Below are 20943 nucleotides of genomic sequence, written 5' to 3'. Positions count from 1 at the left end.
GCCCTTCAAGAGCAGCCATATCCGGCACCCACGAAAAATCCGCTGCAATCGCCGCTCGCGCAAAGACATTCATGGGTAATGCTCGAAGGTTGCTTAAGTGGCACGTTCTGCAGGCCATCCATTTTTTCGATCTTGCAGGACGGCCCAGGCCGGTTTCCGCGAAATGATACACCGTTCGCCATGGCCGCGAGCGATGCGTATCATATCGGTCGTGGATCGCTTCCGGCATAGCTCAGGCGGCCTTCGTAGGTTTCCTTTTGGGCGTAATCGAGAGTCCGCTCCTGGCGCGGATAAGCCTCGGTCTCGCTGCCAGGGAGGTGTAGCCAGCGAGTGGGTTACGAAGATAAGTATCTATAATTCGGCGGGCCTCATAAGGCAGTCTAATTAATGGCGCAGCCAGACTTCAACGACCTCGCCGCTTTTGCCATGGTTGCAAAGGAGCGAAGCTTCACCAAGGCTGGTGCCAAACTGGGAGTGTCGCAGTCCGCGCTCAGCCAGACCATCAAGGCCCTCGAGGAACGTCTCAAGCTAAGACTTCTGACGCGTACGACCAGAAGCGTCGCGCCCACCGAAGCTGGTCTACGGCTGCTCGAAGCCGTTGCGCCGCGTTTCGACGAGATTGAGGCGGAGATCGCAGCGCTTGGCGAATTGCGGGGCAAGCCGGCAGGGACGATCCGCATCACCGCTGGCGAACATGCCGCGATCGCGGCTTTGCAACCAGCGCTACGCCGCTTGCTGCCGGATCATCCCGATATCAAGGTCGAGATCATCGTCGACTATGGCCTCGTCGACATCGTGGCGGCGGGCTATGACGCGGGCGTGCGGCTCGGCGAACAGGTAGCAAAGGACATGATCGCCGTCCGGATCGGGCCTGAGATGCGCATGGCGGTGGTCGGATCACCAGCCTATTTCAAGCGCTACGGTATTCCGGGAACCCCACAAGATCTGACCTCTCACAACTGCATCGCGTCTCGCCTTCCCACATATGGTGGGCTGTTTCCTTGGGGACTCGAAAAGGACGGGCGCGAGGTCAAGGTTCGTGGCGAAGGCCAGCTCGTATTCAACAGCCTTGCGCTTCGCCTAAGTTCCGCTCTCGACGGGCTGGGCCTTGCGTATCTGCCCGAGGACCAGGCGATCCAGCATATCCGCACGGGAAAACTTATACGCGTACTTGACGATTGGTGCCCGCCGTTTCCCGGCTACCACCTCTACTATCCGAGCAGGCGGCATTCCTCGTCGGCTCTCTCTCTGCTGATCGACGTCCTGCGCTACCGTGGTTGACGCTGCCAGAACTGGATAGCCTCCCTGATCCAGCCTTCTGCACTGGTTCCGATGCCCAGGCCGAAACCGTGGCCGACGCCGGGGTACACATGATAGTCCACCACCGTACCTAGACGGCGCAAGGCATAGACCCTTCGCTCCATCGACGCCGGCGGCGCAATGCCGTCCCGGGAACCGACGACCGCGAATGTCGGTGGCTCGCTTTCGCCGACGTCGGAATGCGCCGTATAGGCCGTGACGACGATCGCCGGCCGGGGCAAGTCAGGCGCGCCGAAGCGGGCCGCACCATGACTGCCTATGAAAGCCGCCATCCTTGCTCCCGCAGAGCTGCCCCATAGCGAATAGCCTTTCGTGTCGACCGCCAGGTTGCCGGCGTTACGGAACACAAAGCCGATCGCAGCGGCCAGGTCCTGGGTAGCGATCTGCCCACCCCGCCCGGCCCGGTATTTCAGGACAAAGGCATTCAGTCCGGCGCGACTGATCTCGGCTGCGTATGGGAAGCCCTCATGGACCGATCCGACATAGGCGAAGCCGCCGCCCGGGGCGACGATCGCGAATGGTGCGCCGGGGGTTCCGCGGAAGAAGAAAAGACCGGCATGAGCCTTGTCGGGTTCCGATTTCCGCTCTGCGTTATCGTAGAGCTCGTAGAAAACCTGATGGTCCGCAGCCGCGTCCAAAACAAGTCGGTTCAGGGCAGCGACGGTCGAGGGGATGTCAATGTTGGTGTGGTAGGGCAGCAAGGTGCCGATATCCGACAGCCGGGCTTGCTCGTCGACGTCGCGATCATCCCAGGGCAACAGGCGTCGCCCGAACCCGTTGAAGGCTGGATGGTGCAACAGTTCGCCCAATGTGCTTTCAGGCGTCAGCGGAGAGTAGGAGACCGAGCCCGTTCCGTTCGACGGCGTCCCTGCCGCTCCGCGACCCGGGGCGGAGCATAACACCGCCGCGGCGAGCCATTCACGCCGTGATAGACGCGCGCTCATGACGAGACGCTCTCCGGGATCGGCCGAGCAGCGACGCGGCCTTGGCGACGATCGCGGCGGGCAACCTCAATCAGCTTCATCGCGTAGTATGTTCCCGAGATGACGAGCCCGGTTACGGCGCCGATGTGGACGAAGAAGCCTGCGACGGACTCTTCGAAGTTCCACCAGTCCAGACCCATCTGCATCGTCAGCTTCATTCCGAGCCCCAGAACCAGACAGCTCCAGATGCCGTAGGCGGACACCACGCCGGTGATCGCGCGCAGAATCCAGGTCCTGATGACGCTGGCGCTGCGGATGCTGAAGCCAATCCTAGCGAGACCCATCAGCATCGGCCAACGCAGGCCGAGATGCACCGCCACGATGACGAGAACCCAGTAGGCGGCGACGGTATGGATCTGGCGCATGGCGAACCCGCCCCAGGGCGGCAGGATGGATGCGAGTGCGTTCGAGATCAGGACGCTGGTAACAAGCAGCGCCAGCATGGCGACCAAGAGCCCGCCGGTGGCGAGGACGTTGAAGACACTGCGCGGCTCGCGCCGCGTCCTCGGGAGATTACCGTACCAACGACGATTGAACAGGTTATGCGCGATCAGCAGGACGAACATCAGCGTCCCGGCAATCTCATGCGCGACATTGCCCAGCCACCAGTAGGAGAGGCCGAACACGAGCAGGACGGCGGCGAAACCGTCCAGCCAGAGGCGAAGGGCGAAGACCCGGCTCATCGTCTGGCCTACTCGACCGGCGTGCCGTTGAAGCGCGGAATCCGGTAGGCGGTGTAGAGATAGTCGCTGCTCGTCTGGCTGCCGTGGCAGCTCGCGCAGCGTGCCGTGTTCTCGGCCGTGTTGATCTTTCCGTCCGGCCAGAACCACTGATACTGCCAATCACCGGTCCGGCGGCGCTCGTCATAGTCGGCGCCCCAGCCCTCGCCCTTCTCCATCACGAAATAGCGGAACAGCTTGCCGTCCCGGTAGTCGACCAGCACGAAGTGCGAGCCGTTGGGGATCGGTTGCTTGTTCTTGACGGCGTCCAGCGCCTGCGGCGTTGTCATGATGTGCTCGGTGACGTTGCCGCGGCGCACGGTCGTGTAGTGGACGAGCTTGTCGAGGTCGGGCAGCGTCGCGCGGCTGGCTTCGGCATGGACCTGCAAGCCGACGGCGAGAACAACGGTCATCGCTACGGCCGTGAGGGCCGCTTGAGTAGCAAGCTTCATCTGGGATCCTCAGCGGCCATATTGCTGGTCGGAGACATGCTCCATCCAGTCGACGGTCTTGCCATCGAGGGATTCGGAGATGGCGATATGGGTCATCCCTAAATCCGGAGAGGCGCCATGCCAGTGCTTCACGCCCGGCGGAATCCAAACGATGTCGCCGGGCCGGATCTCCTGGATCTCACCGCCCCAGTGCTGCACTCGGCCGACGCCCTGCGTGACGATCAGCGTCTGGCCGAGCGGGTGCGTGTGCCAGGCGGTGCGGGCGCCCGCCTCGAAGCTGACCGTGCCGCCACCGATGCGAGCTGGTGGCGTGCCCTGGAATCGGCTCGTCACCTCGACCTTGCCGGAGAAGTTCTGTGCCGGACCGGCGGCGGGCTTCTGCGCACCGGAGCGTTGGACGACGACGGCCCGGCCGGTTTGGGCGAGCGCCGCGCCGAAGGGCAGCGCCATCGCCGCGAAGATCAAAGCGGGAGCGAGCATGCGATGGCTCACTTCTGCTTGAACACGTCGCGGGCGACGTTGATGGCCGCGATGGCGTTCGGCCAGCCGGCGTAGAAAGCAAGCTGCGTGATCACCTCGACGATCTCCTCCTCCTTGACGCCGTTCGTGCGGGCCAGCGCCATGTGCGAGCGGAGCTGCTCGGGACGGTTCAGCGCGATCAGGGCGGCAACCGTGATCAGGCTGCGGTCGCGCTTGGCCAATCCTGGCCGTTCCCAGATGTCGCCGAACAGGACGTTGTCGGTGAGTTCAGCCATCTTCGGGGCAATGTCGCCCATGAGTTGCTGCGCCCGGGACGGCGGCTTTGCCGTCGCCGGCTGACTTGCAGTTTGCGCTTGGGCGGAGCCCTCGAATGGCGCTGCGCTGAGCAGCAGGGCAGCAACCGACGCATTGCGGATCGTTCGCATGGCAGACCTCGTTCGGGTTGGGAGATGGCTCAAGTTCGGCCGGACGGAAGCGTCCGGCCGAAGAACGGGGTCAGCTTGGCCATGGCCTCATCGACGTATTTCGGCACCCAGTAGGTCTCGATGTGCGTCGCGCCCTCGATCTCGAACAGCTCCTTGTCCTTGGTGCCGATCGCCTTCGGGAAGGCCTCCTTGGTCATGTAGAGGCTGTCGGCCTTGCTGCCGGCGATCATCAGCAATGGCTGGTCGATCAGCTCGATCTGGTCGGTCGCATCCCAGCGCATCAGGTCCAGAAGGCTGCTGGTCGTGTACTTGAATGTCGAGTTCGGGTGAGCGTGGGTCTTCCAGTAGTAATCGTAACCCTGCCGGTACATCTCGAACGGGAGATTCGCTATCTGCTCGCCCGTCAGGTTGGCGTCGCCCGGATAGAGGATTTCGCCACCAGCGACCTCCTGCGCACGCGCTTGGGAAACCTGCTGCAGGCGGTCCTGGATGGTGTTCAACTGCGAATCCGCGAAGCCGTTGCGGCGGACGCGCCCGGAGTTGAACATGCTCAACGTGGCGATCGACCTGAACCGCCTGTCGACCTTCGCAGCCGACAGCGAATAGCCGCCTCCGCCGCAGATTCCGAGCAGCCCGACGCGCGCGGCATCGGCACCCGGATAGCGGGTGATGAAATCCGCCATGCCGTGGATGTCCTCGACACGGTTCTGGGGCTTGTCCACGCTGCGCGGCTGACCACCACTGCCGCCCTGATAGGCCGCGTCCGCCGTGATCGCGATGTAGCCCTCGCCCGCCAGCCGCTGGGCGTAGAGCCCTGCGACCTGCTCCTTCACGCCCCCGTTCGGATGGGCGACAACGATGGCAGGATAGGTCTTGTCGGCGCTGTACCCGGCCGGGGTGTAGACATTGGCGACGATGTCCAGCCCACCGACCTTGTAGATGACCGGATGGATATTGACCTTGCCCGGCTCGTTCGCGGTGATCGCTTCCCGGTAGACGAGGCCGAAGGGGTTCTTCTTGTCATCGGCGGCGCCGGCCTCGCCGGCTGCAAAGCCTGCGGCGGCAGCGACGGCCGTCGTCAGGACGGTTCTACGGTTCATCATGGTCATCCTTTCGAATTGAGTGCTTCGGACCGGGCGCGATGCGCCTCCAGCCTCAGCCCAGCTTCTTCTCGGCGAGGAACTTCGAGACCAGTTCGGCGATCTCGACATTGTTCAGGTCAGAGAATGGAAAGTGCGTGTTGCCGCGGATGCCGATCTCGGGGAGGTGCACGAGGCGCGCATCCCCGCCGTGCCTGTTCACGGCTGCAACCCAGAGCTTGGCCATCGCCAGCCGCACGCGCCAGTTGTCCTGCCCACGCTCCGTGGTCGGCTCGACCGGGAAATTGTCGCCGTAGTAGATAACGATCGGGATGCGGGTGAGCTTCTGGAAATCCGCGGGCGGCACCGCCTCGGGCGACAAGGTCCCGGCAGCGCTCGGCATGGCAGGGGGCAGCTCGCCTTCCGGGAAGATGAAGCCGCTGCCGGGCTCGAACGCGACGATAGCCTTGACGTTGGCGTTCTTGATCGCTGTCAGCCAGCCCGGGCCGCCACCTTGGGAATGCGTGAACAGCATCGCAGGACCGGTCTTGGCGAACAGCGCCGACATCGCGTTGGAAATAACGCCGGCATCGTATGGCCCGGTGTTCGGCGTAACCGAGCGGAAGAACTGGTCCAGCGTCTCGGGCTTGCGATCGAACTGCACGTTATCGAAGTAGTACGGCCATTTGCCGAGCCGGAACTGATCGAAGAAGAGCTGGTCATAAGGGGTGGGCTCGATCGTCGCCCCGACTGTGCTGTTGCCGGCACGCCCACGACGCGGCTGATCGACGAGATAGACCGGGAAACCGCGACGCAGGAACAGGGTCTGGAAGCCCTCGCGCCCATCCGAGGTCGTCTCCCAGCTGCGTGCCGACTGGAAGGCGCCGTGCAGCATGACGATTGGCAAAGCCTTTGGATTCTGGGGGACCTGGTAGAAGGCGTAGAGGTGATCGCCATGCAGGCTCTGCCCTTCGGCCGTGGGCTTGTTGTTGCTGAAGGTCCCGGAGGTTTTCACCACCGTTGCGCCGACAGCGAAGCTGCCTTGTGCCTGGATCGTCAGAAGGCCGGGCTTGGCCGCCTCTTGAGCGAACGCTGGTGTTGAACCCATCAAGCCCCCCGCGAGTAGGAAGGGTGCGAGAAGGATTTTGGTGTCGATGGCAGGCATTCGCTCCTCGTTCGCTGTGTCAGCTCGTGAGGAACTTAGTCACCTCGCCACTCTTCGATTAGCTATCTAAATCCAATAGGTCTGATTAGTCTGCCTAATTAATACGATGGAGAGCCTTGCTCTCCTGGGGTCCGCTTTTGGGCAACGACCCAATGTCCGGTAATGGCGCACAGGAGATCGATCACTCCACCTCAACCGGCTTTGGCTTCTCCGTTCCGAGAAAATCCGCGAGCGACGCCTTCCGCGAGGCCCGGTCGAGCGCATAGGACGTGTGGCTGAAGGCGACGCCGTCTAGCAAGCCCTGAATGTAACCGGCGATATTGTCGGCCGCCATGACGAGCGCGGTATCCACCGTATGGATGTAGCGGCTCGTCACAGTGCCACGCGAATGGCCGATCAGCGCGGCAATGGTCGCTTCAGTGAAGCCGAGATCGTTGGCGATGCTGGCGAAACTGTGCCGCAAGACATGCGGCGTGATGTCGGCGAGCTCGGTCTTGCCCAATATCTTCGTCCAGTGGTTCGGAAAGCTCCCGAAGGCCGTGTCATCGGCCCAGCCGGGAAAGGCAAAGCCTTCCGCGCCTTCCTCATGCCGCCCCTCGAAATATTCCAGCACGGGTAGGCCGACCGGGCGCACCGATGCGCCCTCCTTGCTGTCGGTGAGACGCAGACAACTGCCTTCGAAATCGATCTCGTTCCAGCGTAGCTTGATGATCTCGCTGCGCCGGCAGCCGGTCAGCGTAAGGACGCGGATCATCTGCGCCGCGGTCGCACACTGCCTGTCCTCGGCTGCCTTCCTGAGAATTTCGCCGAGCGCGCGATATTCCTGTTCGCTCGGCCGGCGGCCGTTGACGTTGTCCTTCGGTTTGCGAACACCGTGTACGGGATTGCGCTCGATGATCCCGCGTTCGACTGCATAGCTGAGGATGCCACCAAGAAGCCCAATCGTGCGCGTTGCCGTGCCGACGCCTCCGCGCACGATCGCCCGGCCGCGCAGCTTATCGGTCTTGACGTCCGCGCGTGTCTTGCCGGCCATGATGTCCTTCATGGCCTGGGTGATGTCGGCCTTGACCAGATCGCGAACCCGCCGGCCACCAAGCAGGGGGATCAGGTGACGTTGGATGCGCCCGTATCCGCAACGATGGTCGTCGCCTTCTTCGGGCGGCCCCGCTTGCCGAGAATGAGGCCTTGCTCGAGATCGTTGAGATAACGGGTGCAGAGATCCTTGACCGTGATCGCCTCGCGATCGAGCTTGCGATCCTCCGCCGGGTTTCCGCCCCTTGCGACCTGACCCAGGAGGACCTTCGCTTCGCGCCGTGCCGCCTCGGGCGTCCAGACTCCATGCAAGCCGATCGTGTACCGTCGTGACCGCCCGGCGGCGCGATATTGCACAAGATAGCTGCGCTTCCGGGAGGCAAAGACACGAAGCCCAAAACCAGGGAGATCCTCATCCCAGATGATATAATCCGTCTCGCTCGCCTCGGCGTTGTCGGCGGTTCGTTTGGTCAGCTTCGCCATACCTGGATCTCTTCTCGGCAGCCTCCTCGCGTAAGCAGCACGGAAGCACGCCAAGGAGGGAGTTCGACCGTCCGATCGTATAAGCGGCGCGGATGCATATCAAATTTCTTTTTGTATTTCAGTATCATAGCGCGCATTCGGAGGAAATCGGATAGTTTCGACGAAGTATACTATCCTTGCTCCGAAGGCAAAGGTCACACGTTCGAATCGTGTCGGGCGCGCCAAAACCACCCGCAATATCAGCCGCTTATATAGATATCCGTTCTTTCAGCGCTTCTTCGAACTCTGGCCGCGGAAGCGCGGCGTCGTGTTTCGTGTATAGCTGAAGGGAGTTGGCAGGGCGTCTCTACGGGGTTTCAAGGGCGTTCCGGGGCCATTTTGGGCGGGAGCACTCCAACTCGTGATGTGCGACGTGGTTGAGCGTTGCTTACGTGAGCAACGCTCAAATCATTGGCAGGAGCCAATTCCTGGCATGCGAGCGGCGGCGCCCCGTCCGTAGATGGCCCTTTCCCGACGTTTGGGGTGTCCGCTTCCGAGCGGCTTAATTCGGCCATAACAGCGCGCTCAAAATCTCACGGTGCCCAATATCCAGCAGGATCTACAATCCAAATTGCTGAATTGAAGAGCCACCTCACCCGCGAAAGGCTGATCTTCAACGCGCCGTGCGGTCTGCTGACAGGATTTCAATAGAAAAGGCCTCCGACGTTAATCTCGGAGGCATCGACGGGGAACTGCGGGCGCCGACTTGATGGCGTCGCGCCGCCATAGGGTGGGGCCTTGGCGTCGAACTCCGTCCAGCCTTCCGCGCCATAACTGGCGAGGCGGGCATCGCGATCGATCGGCATGGCGTCGTCCATGATGGCCTCGACCTTGCCGGCGTGCTCCTCGGGAGCTTTCACCGAAACCACCGTACCGCCGCGACGGACGGTCTCGGCGTGGTAGTTCGCGTCGCCCTCGCTGAGACCGGCATTGGTGAACGAGCCGACCAGTCCACCAACTGCCGCACCGGCGAGCGCGCCAGCGCAGGCAGTATCGGTTTAACCCGCGGCTAGCGCATGAGTCCCGCCGCCCGCAGCGCATCCTCGATCACCTTGCCGACGCCGGAGGCCGATCCTCGTATCCACGAGGGGGCGGTAGGTGCTTCTCGTCCGATGCGCAATGGCATGGCCTCGGGGGGCGCTTCGACGTGAGCCGACAAGGCGAGCTCAGATCTCGCTTCGGTCAACTGCCAGAACCGCGCGATATGGCGGGTGGACGAAATCCCGGCGTCGAGCATGAACGCCGCTGGGGTGCCGATATCGTCGGCGCCGCTGAGCGGCGTGCCGTGCCCCATGCCGGCAATGCTGAAAGCCTCGATCTTCGCGACGCCAGTGTCGTCGCGCCAAATCCTCCGGGAATGAGGGCCGACGGGGCTCTTTTCAGGCTCCACAGTCTTCAGCCCGTGAAGGCCACGCCACTGTGCGACGATGGCGTCCATGTTGCTGTGAGCGACCGTTCGGTCGGCACTGCCATGCCAGAGCGAGAGGGTCGGCCACACTCCCCGATGAGTGGAAGCTTTGCGGATACGCGCCTCGAGTTCGCGTTCGGAGGGCAATCCATGCCCGCGCATACGATCGAACGCTTCCGGGATCGATGCCGCGCAGCCATAGGGAAGCCCGGCAATGATCGCGCCACTGGCAAAAAGTTCGGGATACGTAGCGAGCATGACCGAAGTCATGGCTCCTCCTGCCGAAAGTCCGGTGATGAAGACCCGTTCCCGATCGAGCCCGTGATGCTCGATCATCCTGCGAACCATCTGTGCGATCGAAAGCGCCTCGCCTGAGTCCCGTTTGATGTCTTCGGGCACGAACCAGTTGAAGCAGAGGTTCGGATTGTTCGCCCGCTGCTGCTCGGGGTAAAGCAGCGCGAAGCCATGTCGGTCCGCGAGCTGAGACCAGCCCGCTCCATTGTCGTAGCCGGCGGCTGTCTGCGTACAGCCATGGAGCACGACGACGAGCGGCGCATCCCCTGGCAGCCGTTGCGGCACATAGCAATAACCGTGAAGCGCGCCCGGATTAGCACCAAAGTCGCCGAGCGACGACAGTCGGGACGGCTGAACCGCCGCGCCAGCCAATGGAAACTTGCCCTTGGCTGCTTTCAGGCGGGCGATCGTATCGGAGAGGCTGCGCATCGCGGCTGTCCTTTGCGGGTCATGCCGAGATGGCGCTGACGAGAGCCCAACTGCCTCACGACGATTATGTTGCAATGCACAATGAAATGAGTTGGCACTTCTGTTTCAGAAGGGATCGAGCGCGCAGTCTGGGATGAAATCCGGGCGCCCCAGACCGATCCATACACCCGGTGAGAGCGACGCAATTTGCGTCCGTAGTCGCAAGCTAGCCTACCAAAGACCATTCCAGTCGCTCCCCAGCTGCGATGGGCGGCTATCCGCCGTGTCACGGAACAGATCGGCTCGTACCAAGTTGAGCTGAGATCGGGCGGTCATCGGGCAGTCCGCAATGCGCCGCGCAGGCGGCGCCCTTAAAGTGCAATCCACATGACAGACGATACCGCCCGTGGCCTCGCCGACGGCACAACCGAACGCGCGTCCTCCGCTATGTCCTGGAGCGCTGTACTGGGAGGTGCCGTCGTCAGCGCGTCGATCGCCCTGATGCTCCTCGCCGCTGGTGCCGGGCTTGGCTTCACCTCCGTTTCTCCTTGGTCGAATGCGGGCGTCGCCGCCACGACCTTCGGCATCGCGGCCCTGATTTGGCTGGCTCTGGTTCACCTTGTTGCGGCCGGTGCGGGCGGCTATCTCGCCGGGCGGCTGCGCACCAGGCGCGTTGGTCTTCACACTGACGAGGTCGCGTTCCGCGATACCGCGCATGGCTTCATGGCCTGGGCCGTCAGCGCCATCGTTACAGCAGTGCTGCTGGCCTCGACCGCGTCAGTGGTGATAGGCGGCACAGCCCGGCTTGGCGCCACGGCGGTGTCAGGGGTCGCCTCGTCCATCTCCGGCATGGCGAGCCAAGTGGCCGGCCGTGTCGACCTGCCCAATTTGGATCCCTCCGCGTATCTGACGGATTCCCTGTTCCGTAGCGAACGCCCGGCTCCGGCATCGGCCGACGTCGGCCCAGCCCGCGCGGAGGTCGGCCGCATCGTCGCGATGAGCATCCACAATGGCGACATGGCACCGGCCGACAAGAGCTACGTCGCAAGCGTGATCGCGGCTCAGACCGGCATCAGCCAGCCTGACGCCGAAAAGCGCATCAACGACGCCATAGCCAAGACGAAAGAAGTCGCGGCCAAGGCCGAGCAGACCGCTCGCGAGACGGCGGACGTTGCCCGAAAGGGGGCTGCCTCCTTCGCCCTGGCGACCTTCATCGCGATGCTGATCGGCGCGATGGCTTCGAGCTATGGCGCAACTATCGGCGGCCGTGCCCGCGACGAAGTCGAAGCCTGATTACTAAGCCTATCCCCTGAAAACCTGGAGAGAGCAATATGGCCACGATTGCACCGAAAGCCCTCGAAGACATGTTCCATGACATGCTCAAGGATGTCTATTACGCCGAGAAGCAAATCCTGAAGGCGCTGCCGAAGATGGCGAAGGCGGCCAGATCTCCCGACCTGAAAAAGGCCTTCGAGACCCATCGCACCGAGACCGAGAACCATGTCGAGCGCCTGAGCGACGTGTTCGAAGCGATCGGCAAGGCACCTCGTGGCAAGACCTGCGACGCGATCCTCGGCATCCTCGAGGAAGGCAAGGCCGTCATGGAGGATTATGCCGACAGCCCCGCGTTGGATGCCGGCCTCGTCGCCTCTGCTCAGGCGGTCGAGCACTACGAGATGACGCGCTACGGCACGCTCAAGTCCTGGGCCAAGCAGCTCGGCCACAAGGAAGCGGCAGCGCTGCTGGACGCGACACTTGCCGAGGAAACCAAGACCGACAAGCTGCTGACGCAGCTCGGCGAGCCGGCCAATTCCGCGGCCGTCGCCAAGGCGGCCTGATCTGCAAGCCTTCGTTTCCCCGGCAGCATTCCCTGCCGGGGCTTTTCTTGCCAGTGATCGAGTATGCGATGTTCGATTCCGACACGACAGTTCAGCAGGATCTGCGTGGAGGCTGCCCACCTTGGTTGGCAGGATTCAGGCGGCCTCTCCGGGCAATGCTCGGATGGAACCTGACCTGTGACATTCTGATCGTAGGCGCCGGAATCACAGGCGCGCTGTTGGCGCAACATCTGACCTCGCTTGGCCACCGGGTCTGTGTGATCGACCGCGAGCGCGCTGGCTTCGGTAGCACCACGGCCAGTACTGCGATGCTGCAATGGGAGATCGATTGTCCCTTGAGCGAGCTCACCAACTTTTATGGCTTCGAGCGCGCGGCCAATATTTATCGCCGTAGCCATCAGGCGGTGGCGGGTCTGATGGAGCTGGTCGACGATCTGGGATTGCGATGCGCTTTCCGTCATCGGAGTTCGCTCTACCTCGCGGCAGGAGACGTTGGAGCCTCGGAATTGCTCGCCGAGCATCAGCTTCGTGAAAGAGCGGCACTGCCTGGGGTCTACCTCGATTATCCGACTTTGCGCCGCGAGTTCGACTTCGACCGGGAAGCAGCAATCATCTCTCCCGGATCCGCGGACGCCGACCCCTTGTTGCTGGCGCATGCGCTCTTGGCGCAAGCGATCCAGCATGGCGCAACGATGTTCGATGCGCAGGCTGTTTCCTACGACAACTTCGGGCACGGCCTCATCGTCGGCCTGGAAAGCGGTCACCAGATCGAAGCGAAAAAAGTCATCCTGGCGACTGGATATCTCATGCCGGACTTCCTGAAAACCGAACTCCACAGGACAGCCTCCAGCTGGGCCATCGCCACGCCGCCGCAAACGCCGGAGGGGCTATGGCGGGATGGAGTTTTGATCTGGGAGGCGTCGGAAGACTATCTTTATGCAAGGACCACCGCGGATAATCGTATCGTGATCGGCGGCGAGGACGACGACACTGTTACTGAGCCCGAAGCGCGCGATGGATTGATGCCTGAGAAGGCCGCGACTATCCTGAGAAAGCTCTCGCTGCTCAGGCCGAACGCAGTCGCGAAGGCCGAGATGATCTGGTCGGGCGCTTTTGGTCAAACCGATGACGGCTTGCCTCTCATTGGTCGTGCGCCAGGGATGCCCAGCCTGTTCGCTGCCTATGGCTACGGCGGCAATGGCATCACCTTTAGCTTCCTGGCCTCGCGCATGATTGCGAAAATGATCGGAGGCGACCAAGAGGACTGGTTCGACGACTTCGCCCTCGACCGCCCCGTTCCAAAGACGTAAGCGGACGCCACTGCGTGTTTTTGCGGCTCCCATGCACGGAGCAGGCCTGATAGCGGCTGCCACCGACGAGCACGATACCCAAGCCGTACTCAAGCAAGCTGCGACCAAAAAATTATGACCTGCCAAAGAGATATGCCGGAACGGCCGGGGCGCTCGCGCATTCCTTTTGATCGGAGGAAGGCGCCATGGCCAAGTTTCGGATAACAACCAAGGACGCAACGGGACGCTCGACAAGCAAGATCGACGCCCCCAATGAACAGGTCGCAGCGGCTGAGGCGCAGAGAGCGTTGGCAGACATGGCGAAGGATGAACTACCGAATGGCAAGCGCTTCTCCTTTAAAGCGCGTGTTCGAAACGAGGCTGGCGATGAGACATATCGCGCCTCTCTCAACTTCCATGGCCGTAGCCGAAAAGCGCCTCGTGGGAGAAGCTAGATCAATCGGCGGGTAACGATCGCGCGTTGGTATGGCAAGGCGTCTCTTTGGCGCGTGGCGTGTTGTGACCAAAGTGGCGCGATCAGGCCCGCGGCATCTGGAAGGTGAAACACGTTTCGGCCTCGGACGAACTGACTGTGATCGTGCCGCCGTGCGCTTTAGCGATCTCAGAGGCGATATGAAGTCCTAAGCCGAGTCCTTGCTGGCTAGGCCGTACCTCTCCCCGAAAAAAGGGCTGGAAGAGCTTGTCCATGGCTTCCGGTGGTATTTCGGCGCCGCCGTTGGAGATCATGATTTCGACGCTGTCGCTGGTTGTGCGTGCGATCAGGCAAATCGGCAGCTCTAACGCGCCATGGGTAACTGCATTGCCCAGCAGGTTCGAGACGAGCTGAGCGATGCGCGACCTGTCGCAGTTAACGGGCTCCTCGATCGCCAGGTCGACCTGAATCACGCGCTCCGGGTGGATGGTCCTCAGTTCTTCAACGACTTGCAGAATGGTTGAGCCAAGAGGCTCATCGCTATTGCGCTCCAAGCTGATGCCCCCGCCGAGCCTCGCCTGCGCGAAGTCCATCACGTTGTCGATCAGCTCGGACATGCGAGCACCGCTGCCTATCATCAGCGGGATCAGTCTCTGGGCGCGCTCACTCAGATTCTCACGCGCCAACAACCTGACGCCGCCAAGCAGGCCAGCGAGCGGGTTTCGCAGATCATGGCCTAACACGGCGATAAACTGCTCGCGGAGCTCTGCTGTCTCCCGCTCGCTGCGCAGGCTCTCCTGCGCGAGACGGCTACCTTCCATGATAGCCATATTGGCCTGCTCGGCACGCTGACGAGCGCCTAGTAACCTTTGTTCGAACTGCCGGCGCTCGGCTGCCTTGAAGATCGCCAGTCGCGTTTCGAAATCTTCGTCGGTGATGCCTCGAATCTCGGTCGCAGTGCCGAAAGCCAGGATCGTTGCACCATCCCGTTTCAGAAAATCGAGCGCCACGCCCTCAACCGCCCCTTGCATTCTCAATAGTGGCCGGACATGCGTTTCCCAGAAAACCTTGCCGCCGAGGTTGAGGACATCGACAAGGCGCTTACCGACAAGCTCGCCCGGTTCGTGGTCGAGCCATCGGGAAACAGTGCGATTGGCGATCTGGATGTGACCGCTCTGCGAGATTACCAGATACCCGCATGGCGCGTTGTCGTAGAGATCCGCGAAGCGCCCCTTCGGTGCGTTCGATTGCTCAATTTCAGACAAAGCTGCGCATCGCTGCGGCGACCTCCTCGGGAGCGCTGAGATTAGGGCAGTGGCCCGTCGCTTCCAGCACGATCAGGCGGCTCTTCGGGATGTGATCCCGGACATATTCACCAACTTCCAGCTGAGCGATGATATCCTCGCTGCATTGCAGGATCAGCGTCGGGATTGCGATCAGTGGCAAGTCAGCCCGGTTGTCCGAGGTGAAAGTTACTCGCGCGAAGTCCTTGGCGATTTCCGGGTCCGCCCGGCAAAAGCTTTCGGCGAGTTCCTGCCCCAGCTCTGGCCGGTCAGGATTGCCCATGATTGCCGGCGCCGTCGCTGCTGCCCAGTCCTGATAATTGACTGACAGAAAGTCGAGCAACTCGTCAATCTGATCGCGCGAGAAGCCTCCTCGATATGAACCGTCGTCGATGTAGCGCGGGGACGGTCCGATCATCACCAGCTTGCTGAACCGGCTGGGTGCCTTCATCGACGCCAGCGCGCAGATCATCGCGCTGACTGAATGCCCCACCAGAATGGCGCCGGAAAAATCGAGCTCCTGGGCGATATCAACGATGTCGTCTGCGTAGCCGTGCAGCGTAGCGTATTTTGCTTGGTCATAAGCTGAGCTGTCGGATGCGCCTGCTCCGACGTGATCAAAAAGCACGATGCGGTACTGGCCCTCGAAAAACGGCACAACATACCGCCACATGGACTGATCGCAGCCATAGCCATGAGCGAACACGATAGTTCGCTCTCCTGAGCCGCTAACCCGCACGTTGTTTCGTTGAGATGGGGGCACGCAAAAATGATCCAGAAATTCGCGTGAGCACAGATATAGGACCGAGCGAATGCAAGCTATGGCATTTGACAGGTTGCGGGCCTCCACCAATTTACTGGCAAACGGCCATAGCGCCCAGATCTGCTCTTTGAATTCTTCGGGGTTTCTGACATCGCGGCGCGTTTGTGCCAGGCTAGCACGACACAGGAGATGCCAACCATCCTGCTCGCCGCCTAAGGCTCAAGTGTCAGACAAACCAACAAGCTAAGGCCGCTGCCAGACACTGCGCCGCAAGATTTTGAATGTCCGGTTCCGGACGCTTCTCGAGTTACCGCTTATGGCGCATCCAGGATCATTTCCCGGTGGGTTTAAACGGCCGCTTCCACCACTTCGTCGGTCCAAACCTTGAACCCGGTCAAAGTGTTCTGACCGAATGTGGTGGCGATGGCGACATCGGCGGCGTCGCGGCCCCGCGCGATCAGCACCCGGCCTATTCGCGGCGCGTTGTTGCGCGGATCGAACATCTGCCAGCCGCCTTCGAGATAGGCTTCGAAAGACGCCGCGAAATCGCCTGGCGGATAGGGCGGCGGCGTGCCGACATCGCCGAGATAGCACGTACAGTAACGAGCTGGGATGTTTAACGCCCGACAGAAAGCGATGGCGAGATGAGCGAAGTCGCGGCACACGCCGCGACCCTCGTGATAAGCCTCGGACGCTGTGCGGGTCACGCTGGCGTCATTATAGTTGAAGGCGATGCGCCGGTGGACAAAATCGCAGATCGCCTGAACGCGCGGAGCGCCCGGCTCGGTATGGCCGAAGAGCCGCCAGGCGAGGTCGAGCAGACGGTCGTTGTCGCAGAACCGGCTCGCCAACAGAAAGACGAGGCTCTCTTCCGGCAACCGTTCGACCGGTACTTGGCCAGCATGGGGGTCGTAGCTTTCCGGCAGGCCGCTATCTGAGATGATTGCGTCGGCGGTGATTCGCATAAGCCCCTTTGGCGCCATCAATCGGGTGCACCAGTTGCCGAAGCCGTCACGGTACGCACTGACGCGCACCGAAGGCTGGATGCGGATATGGTCCGGTTCGTCCAGGTCCGAAACCCGGCTGAAATGGACATTCAGCATCAGGATGACGGGTGTAGGTTGCGGGAAATCGTAGTCGAGCTGGTAGCCGATCCTGAGTTTCACGCGATACCTTCTGCGCAATGGCGCGAACGGCGGCCGGTCCATCTGTTAAAGCAGATACCACCATGCATGTTCCCGGCCTGCGGCGATATAGGCTACGCTTATTTGTATGCAGCCCATCGGCCCGGTGTTCGCTTTCGGCCAACCTCGCAATAAAGGCGGCCCCGCTCTCGAAGAATTTTTATGGGAGCCGATCGCGGAGAAAAACCAGGCCAGGGATTGTAAGTTCATTTTGCAATACTATTTAGAATATGCCTCGAAACATACAGAATAATGTTTTTGGGGAGTTGCGCGAAGCCCCCCCGGTTTGGGCCCAGGAAATGGAGTCCGACTATGGGAAATCTTTCTGTTTATTGGTTTAATTGTCGAGGCTGGGCTGCAGACCGTTATTTGGCCGGGGTCGCGCATGCTGGACTCATAGCAGCGTTCACGCTGACCTTCGCGCTCGTCCTGAGGTGAAGCCCCTGGACAAACGTAAGGAAAAGGCGCTGCAAGCTGCCGCGGACTACGCCCCAGCGCCAGAAGCATCGGCGCTGACCTACGGAATTATCAGCATAGCGCTTTTCAGCGTCGGCATATGGGGGGCGGGCAGATTTTATGACGTGTCTCTGAGCCCCTATTCGTCGCTGCTCGTTGCTGGCTCGACGATCGCCTTCTGTGTCGGAATTTGGCTACGCAAGAAGCGGAAGAGACGCCATGTCGATGCTTACGAGATTGAGCTTGGTCGACTCGGCGGGAGCGCGGGGCCTTGAATCTCAACTTTCCCAACTCGATCCGACGCTATGAGCCCCGCCGCGGTTGCGTGAGCTTTTGGGGTTCTGAATCGTCGTTAGAAGTCATGTTCCAAATTGAACTCGATGTGTTGCGGAATCTAAGTCCCGAGATCGTAGATGGCAGCGAGGGATCGTTCCTCATCGCGTTCGACCTCAATCGATCGGCCATCTTGCAGGCGGCTCGCCGCGCTCATCAAAAAAAGCGCGGCGGGTACCACAGGCTTTTAGCCGAAAACTTTCCCTGATGATGAGGGATGAAGGGCCCGTTGGCGCGCAGAAAGTTTGGAATGGAAGTGGCTGAATGTGCGGCCTTCCTTCGCGAACCACCCTCAACAGATTGCAGGAGGGGGCGTACGAGGATGCGTACCTCCGTGCCGACAGCGTAGAATTTGAGGTCAGACCGACTCGTAGTCGTTCAAGAATGGTCACGGCAAAATGGCCGCAACGGCCGCTACTGCAAATGTCTGCGTCAAGCTCGCCCGGCGACGAGCCATATCATTGCCGACGTCTGCTTTTCTTCAATCTAGAGCCCGGCGTGCGGTAATTTTGCCTCGGATGCTCCCACCGGAACTATCGCGGAGATAAACATGGCATATCAGTACGAGGTCGGAGACCAGGTTCGTCTGGCTTTTGGCTTTTACGACCAGGCTGCTGTCGGGCTCTATGCCGTCACGCGCCGGCTGCCCTCCCTAATCGACGGGGAGCCTCAATATCGCGTGAGAGGCACCGACGACCGGGAGCGGGTGATTGGTGAAGCACAGATCGTTGGGTCAGCAGCAGGACGCCAATCGAATTGGCCTGCACGGCCACGTAGCCCGCACAATCCTATAACCGAGATCTTCAACCGTTAAGCGCTAAAGAGACATGACGACACAGAGCGCAGGCCTTCAACGTGGCCTGGGTCTGCAGTTTGCCGTCAAGCACCTGCGCAAGTCAGCAGTAGGTACAGCCTCGAATGACAGAACGACGTGAGCTCTACCGCAGCCCGAATGGTGACTGCTGGTATCTAGGTCGAGAGCCGACCAGCGGCGCGGCGTTTGTGATCCATCAGCCCAACGGCCCGTCTGGCGGGCATCTGTCCCATATCGAGCTTCGTGCGTTTCTCGCCGCCGGGCGCAACGACCGACCCGAGCAGCAGGCCTTGCTGCGCCTCATCGGCACGCTTGTAGATGTGCCACCTTATGCCGATCGAACGGCTGAGCGAGTAGGCCGCCCTGCGGAACCTGGGACAGACTGATCACCCAGAGGCGGCCCCTGATGGCCGCGATGTAGCCGCCTGGTGTGATCGGCAGCTCAATTCGCCCAGCTGCACGACCGCCACCGGGGCGCGAGACCGCCGGCGCGCGGATTTTGGCCAATCCGCTTTCTCCCGCTCCCTTGACTGCTAGGACGTCTTTTTCCGTCTTTTGCTCACCGGCGCAGCCCGTGCTGTCTCCCGATCGAAAGCTTCCTTTTCCAGGCGCAACTGCCTCAGCCCTGCCGTCTTCACATCGCGCTGCTGATTAATGCTTTCAGTTTCGGATATGATCCTGTTCCGCGCGAGCGATTGCGTCTGGATCTTGAGGAAATGATTGTCGGCTGCGATGCGCTGCTTTGAATGTTCAGCCATGTCCGTCTCCGCTCGGGTGCTCGCTGTCGCCAGCGGATATAAAAAAGGCCAAGCAGAGCTTGGCCTTTTCTCGACTGACTTTCTGTCGACGATGCCAGTACATCCGTGGTCATCGTCGAGAAAATGGCCAGATCACGCGGCCTGAAGCTGCTCCGCAGCCATTTTGCCGGACTTGTTGTCGCGCGCGACCTCGAAGCCGATCTTCTGGCCTTCGCGCAGTTCGCGCATTCCGGCGCGCTCGACGGCGGAGATATGGACGAACACGTCCTGGCTGCCGTCGTCAGGCTGAATGAAGCCAAAGCCTTTGGTCGAATTGAACCATTTTACTGTGCCGGTGGTCATGAGAACCCTCCTGTTGGCAAGACCTGTCGTTCGCCGAACGGACGCTCGGCGAGTTCAGAACGATTTCGAAAGGAGGGATTCATCAGAACCGCGTTGAAACGCGAAAATAACAAGGGCCGTCCAAGCAATATCGACGAAATCATATTTGCCCGAAAACGTGATCAATGTCAATAATTCAATTAATCAGCACGTTTTTGTAAATTAATTCCTCGGCCCAAGAACTGAGATTCACTGCGCCTACGAAGCGGCGCTTGCCGTGCAATTCGCAAAAACCTGGAAATGGTCGAGGCGTGCCTCCTCCGTACGAGTCCGCTTCCGGGCAGAGCGCGACTATCAGGAAATGGCGCCCAGCGCTGGACCGGGTGAGTTATAATAGCTTTGGATGCGGCATTCCCTTGGAGAATGCGCCATCCTTGTCGAAGTTCAACCGGTCCATCCGCGTCTGACTTGGAATACTGGGTGTATCATCGGCCCAAAGCCGCCGCTGACATTGATGACGCTTGGATTCTATCCGAGCAGACGGACATGTAGCGCTAACGCTACCAGTGCGACGATGCGCGTCGCGCTGGCTCGCTAGCTATTCGGGCTTGGCGAGGTTGAGATGCTGGCGCCGCATCCTTTATGGGGCGAAGCGGGCGCTTGCATCACCACCCTAGCTCGCATCGTCCGGGCTGTGTCTGCCTACGGGCTGTGTCTGCCTAGGAGACGCTAAAGACCGGTACCCTTAATCCAGGTCAGTGGATAGCGATCAGGAAGCCCGAGCGATGTGAGTTGCACTCTCGCCTCACCTGTCACGGTCACGCTTCCACCAATCCGGTTCGCCATCCGATCGGCCGCATCGCATGTCACAGCCAAGTTGGCACTGGCGCCATACAGCGCTCCCGTAGCGTCGCGGACGGCCCACTCCTGACCAACGCGGCAGACCGTGAACATGTGCGCCATCAAGGCCTCCGCTGGAACATGGGGTAACGGACGTCCCAGCTGAAAGTTCCATAGGACTTCTCGTCAGGCGGCGTGGCTGGTCTGGCTTGCGCAGCCGCCCCCGGTGATGGCGGCGATGAAGACTTCCGGCGCGGGAGCGCTTGTATCCGAGCAAACCGTGCAGGCGCAGCGTGTTGAGGTGGCGCCGCCAGCTCGACGGCAATCTTCACCCCAACAAAGGT

20 protein-coding genes and 1 pseudogene are annotated in these 20943 nt (G+C 61.2%); 6 read left to right on the top strand and 15 right to left on the bottom strand.

Features of this window, described 5'->3' with window-relative positions; all coding sequences use genetic code 11:
* Positions 1–387: 387 nt before the first annotated feature.
* Positions 388–1281 carry a LysR family transcriptional regulator gene (locus tag AC07O0_RS21655; RefSeq protein WP_494625743.1) on the top strand — a complete coding sequence of 298 codons (894 nt, stop codon included), beginning with the start codon at positions 388–390 and terminating at the stop codon, positions 1279–1281.
* On the opposite strand, the gene AC07O0_RS21650 is transcribed toward AC07O0_RS21655, so the two are convergent.
* From AC07O0_RS21650 to AC07O0_RS21605, 10 genes and pseudogenes are all read right to left on the bottom strand, one after another.
* Positions 1269–2264 carry an alpha/beta hydrolase gene (locus AC07O0_RS21650; protein WP_494625742.1) on the bottom strand — a complete coding sequence of 332 codons (996 nt, stop codon included), beginning with the start codon at positions 2262–2264 and terminating at the stop codon, positions 1269–1271. The two genes, AC07O0_RS21655 and AC07O0_RS21650, sit on opposite strands and share 13 nt — an antisense overlap.
* Positions 2261–2986, bottom strand: a complete 726-nt coding sequence (locus AC07O0_RS21645) for a DUF4405 domain-containing protein (protein WP_494625741.1) — start codon at positions 2984–2986, stop codon at positions 2261–2263. Before AC07O0_RS21645 ends, AC07O0_RS21650 begins: the two co-directional genes overlap by 4 nt.
* A gap of 8 nt (positions 2987–2994) precedes the next feature.
* Positions 2995–3435 carry a cytochrome P460 family protein gene (locus AC07O0_RS21640; protein ID WP_494625740.1) on the bottom strand — a complete coding sequence of 147 codons (441 nt, stop codon included), beginning with the start codon at positions 3433–3435 and terminating at the stop codon, positions 2995–2997.
* Between the two features lie 48 nt (positions 3436–3483).
* Positions 3484–3954 (bottom strand): (R)-mandelonitrile lyase, encoded by a 471-nt coding sequence (locus tag AC07O0_RS21635; RefSeq protein ID WP_494625739.1) that lies wholly within the window; start codon positions 3952–3954, stop codon positions 3484–3486.
* An 8-nt stretch (positions 3955–3962) separates the two neighbouring features.
* On the bottom strand, positions 3963–4379 hold the full coding sequence (locus AC07O0_RS21630; RefSeq protein WP_494625738.1) for a carboxymuconolactone decarboxylase family protein: 417 nt from the start codon (positions 4377–4379) through the stop codon (positions 3963–3965).
* A gap of 29 nt (positions 4380–4408) precedes the next feature.
* Positions 4409–5479, bottom strand: a complete 1071-nt coding sequence (locus AC07O0_RS21625) for an alpha/beta hydrolase (RefSeq protein WP_494625737.1) — start codon at positions 5477–5479, stop codon at positions 4409–4411.
* Between the two features lie 55 nt (positions 5480–5534).
* Positions 5535–6566, bottom strand: coding sequence for an alpha/beta hydrolase (locus tag AC07O0_RS21620; RefSeq protein WP_494625870.1), 1032 nt, complete (start codon positions 6564–6566; stop codon positions 5535–5537).
* Positions 6567–6804: 238 nt separating this feature from the next.
* Positions 6805–8138: pseudogene (locus AC07O0_RS21615) on the bottom strand (tyrosine-type recombinase/integrase).
* Between the two features lie 683 nt (positions 8139–8821).
* Positions 8822–9037, bottom strand: coding sequence for a hypothetical protein (locus AC07O0_RS21610; RefSeq protein WP_494625736.1), 216 nt, complete (start codon positions 9035–9037; stop codon positions 8822–8824).
* A 149-nt stretch (positions 9038–9186) separates the two neighbouring features.
* On the bottom strand, positions 9187–10308 hold the full coding sequence (locus tag AC07O0_RS21605; protein WP_494625735.1) for an extracellular catalytic domain type 1 short-chain-length polyhydroxyalkanoate depolymerase: 1122 nt from the start codon (positions 10306–10308) through the stop codon (positions 9187–9189).
* A gap of 366 nt (positions 10309–10674) precedes the next feature.
* Here AC07O0_RS21605 and AC07O0_RS21600 point away from each other — a divergent pair, with 366 nt between their 5' ends.
* The 4 genes from AC07O0_RS21600 to AC07O0_RS21585 all read left to right on the top strand — a co-directional run bounded on the left by AC07O0_RS21600 (position 10675) and on the right by AC07O0_RS21585 (position 13869).
* On the top strand, positions 10675–11580 hold the full coding sequence (locus AC07O0_RS21600; RefSeq protein ID WP_494625734.1) for a hypothetical protein: 906 nt from the start codon (positions 10675–10677) through the stop codon (positions 11578–11580).
* A 47-nt stretch (positions 11581–11627) separates the two neighbouring features.
* Positions 11628–12125 carry a YciE/YciF ferroxidase family protein gene (locus tag AC07O0_RS21595; protein WP_494625869.1) on the top strand — a complete coding sequence of 166 codons (498 nt, stop codon included), beginning with the start codon at positions 11628–11630 and terminating at the stop codon, positions 12123–12125.
* A 68-nt stretch (positions 12126–12193) separates the two neighbouring features.
* Complete coding sequence (locus AC07O0_RS21590; RefSeq protein WP_494625733.1) at positions 12194–13435, top strand: NAD(P)/FAD-dependent oxidoreductase; 1242 nt, start codon at positions 12194–12196, stop codon at positions 13433–13435.
* Positions 13436–13620: 185 nt separating this feature from the next.
* Positions 13621–13869 (top strand): DUF6894 family protein, encoded by a 249-nt coding sequence (locus tag AC07O0_RS21585; protein WP_494625732.1) that lies wholly within the window; start codon positions 13621–13623, stop codon positions 13867–13869.
* A gap of 82 nt (positions 13870–13951) precedes the next feature.
* Here the strand turns inward: AC07O0_RS21585 and AC07O0_RS21580 are convergent, their stop codons facing one another.
* The 3 genes from AC07O0_RS21580 to AC07O0_RS21570 form a co-directional block, all read right to left on the bottom strand.
* Complete coding sequence (locus AC07O0_RS21580; RefSeq protein WP_494625731.1) at positions 13952–15112, bottom strand: PAS domain-containing sensor histidine kinase; 1161 nt, start codon at positions 15110–15112, stop codon at positions 13952–13954.
* Positions 15105–15839, bottom strand: a complete 735-nt coding sequence (locus tag AC07O0_RS21575; protein WP_494625868.1) for an alpha/beta fold hydrolase — start codon at positions 15837–15839, stop codon at positions 15105–15107. The genes AC07O0_RS21580 and AC07O0_RS21575 overlap by 8 nt, the downstream gene beginning before the upstream one ends.
* Before the next feature lie 401 nt (positions 15840–16240).
* Complete coding sequence (locus AC07O0_RS21570) at positions 16241–17059, bottom strand: transglutaminase-like domain-containing protein (protein WP_494625730.1); 819 nt, start codon at positions 17057–17059, stop codon at positions 16241–16243.
* Positions 17060–17804: 745 nt separating this feature from the next.
* Here AC07O0_RS21570 and AC07O0_RS21565 point away from each other — a divergent pair.
* Positions 17805–18074 carry a DUF1488 family protein gene (locus AC07O0_RS21565; protein ID WP_494625729.1) on the top strand — a complete coding sequence of 90 codons (270 nt, stop codon included), beginning with the start codon at positions 17805–17807 and terminating at the stop codon, positions 18072–18074.
* A gap of 1139 nt (positions 18075–19213) precedes the next feature.
* Here AC07O0_RS21565 and AC07O0_RS21560 read toward each other — a convergent pair.
* Both AC07O0_RS21560 and AC07O0_RS21555 read right to left on the bottom strand, forming a co-directional pair.
* Positions 19214–19438 carry a hypothetical protein gene (locus AC07O0_RS21560; protein ID WP_494625728.1) on the bottom strand — a complete coding sequence of 75 codons (225 nt, stop codon included), beginning with the start codon at positions 19436–19438 and terminating at the stop codon, positions 19214–19216.
* A gap of 132 nt (positions 19439–19570) precedes the next feature.
* Positions 19571–19780: a cold-shock protein gene (locus tag AC07O0_RS21555; RefSeq protein ID WP_494625727.1), complete on the bottom strand. Its 210-nt coding sequence runs from the start codon at positions 19778–19780 to the stop codon at positions 19571–19573.
* Positions 19781–20943: the final 1163 nt, after the last annotated feature.

This window comes from Allobosea sp. GW821-FHT10B12 (assembly GCF_059415545.1).
This window is presented reverse-complemented; position numbering and strand designations above follow the sequence as displayed.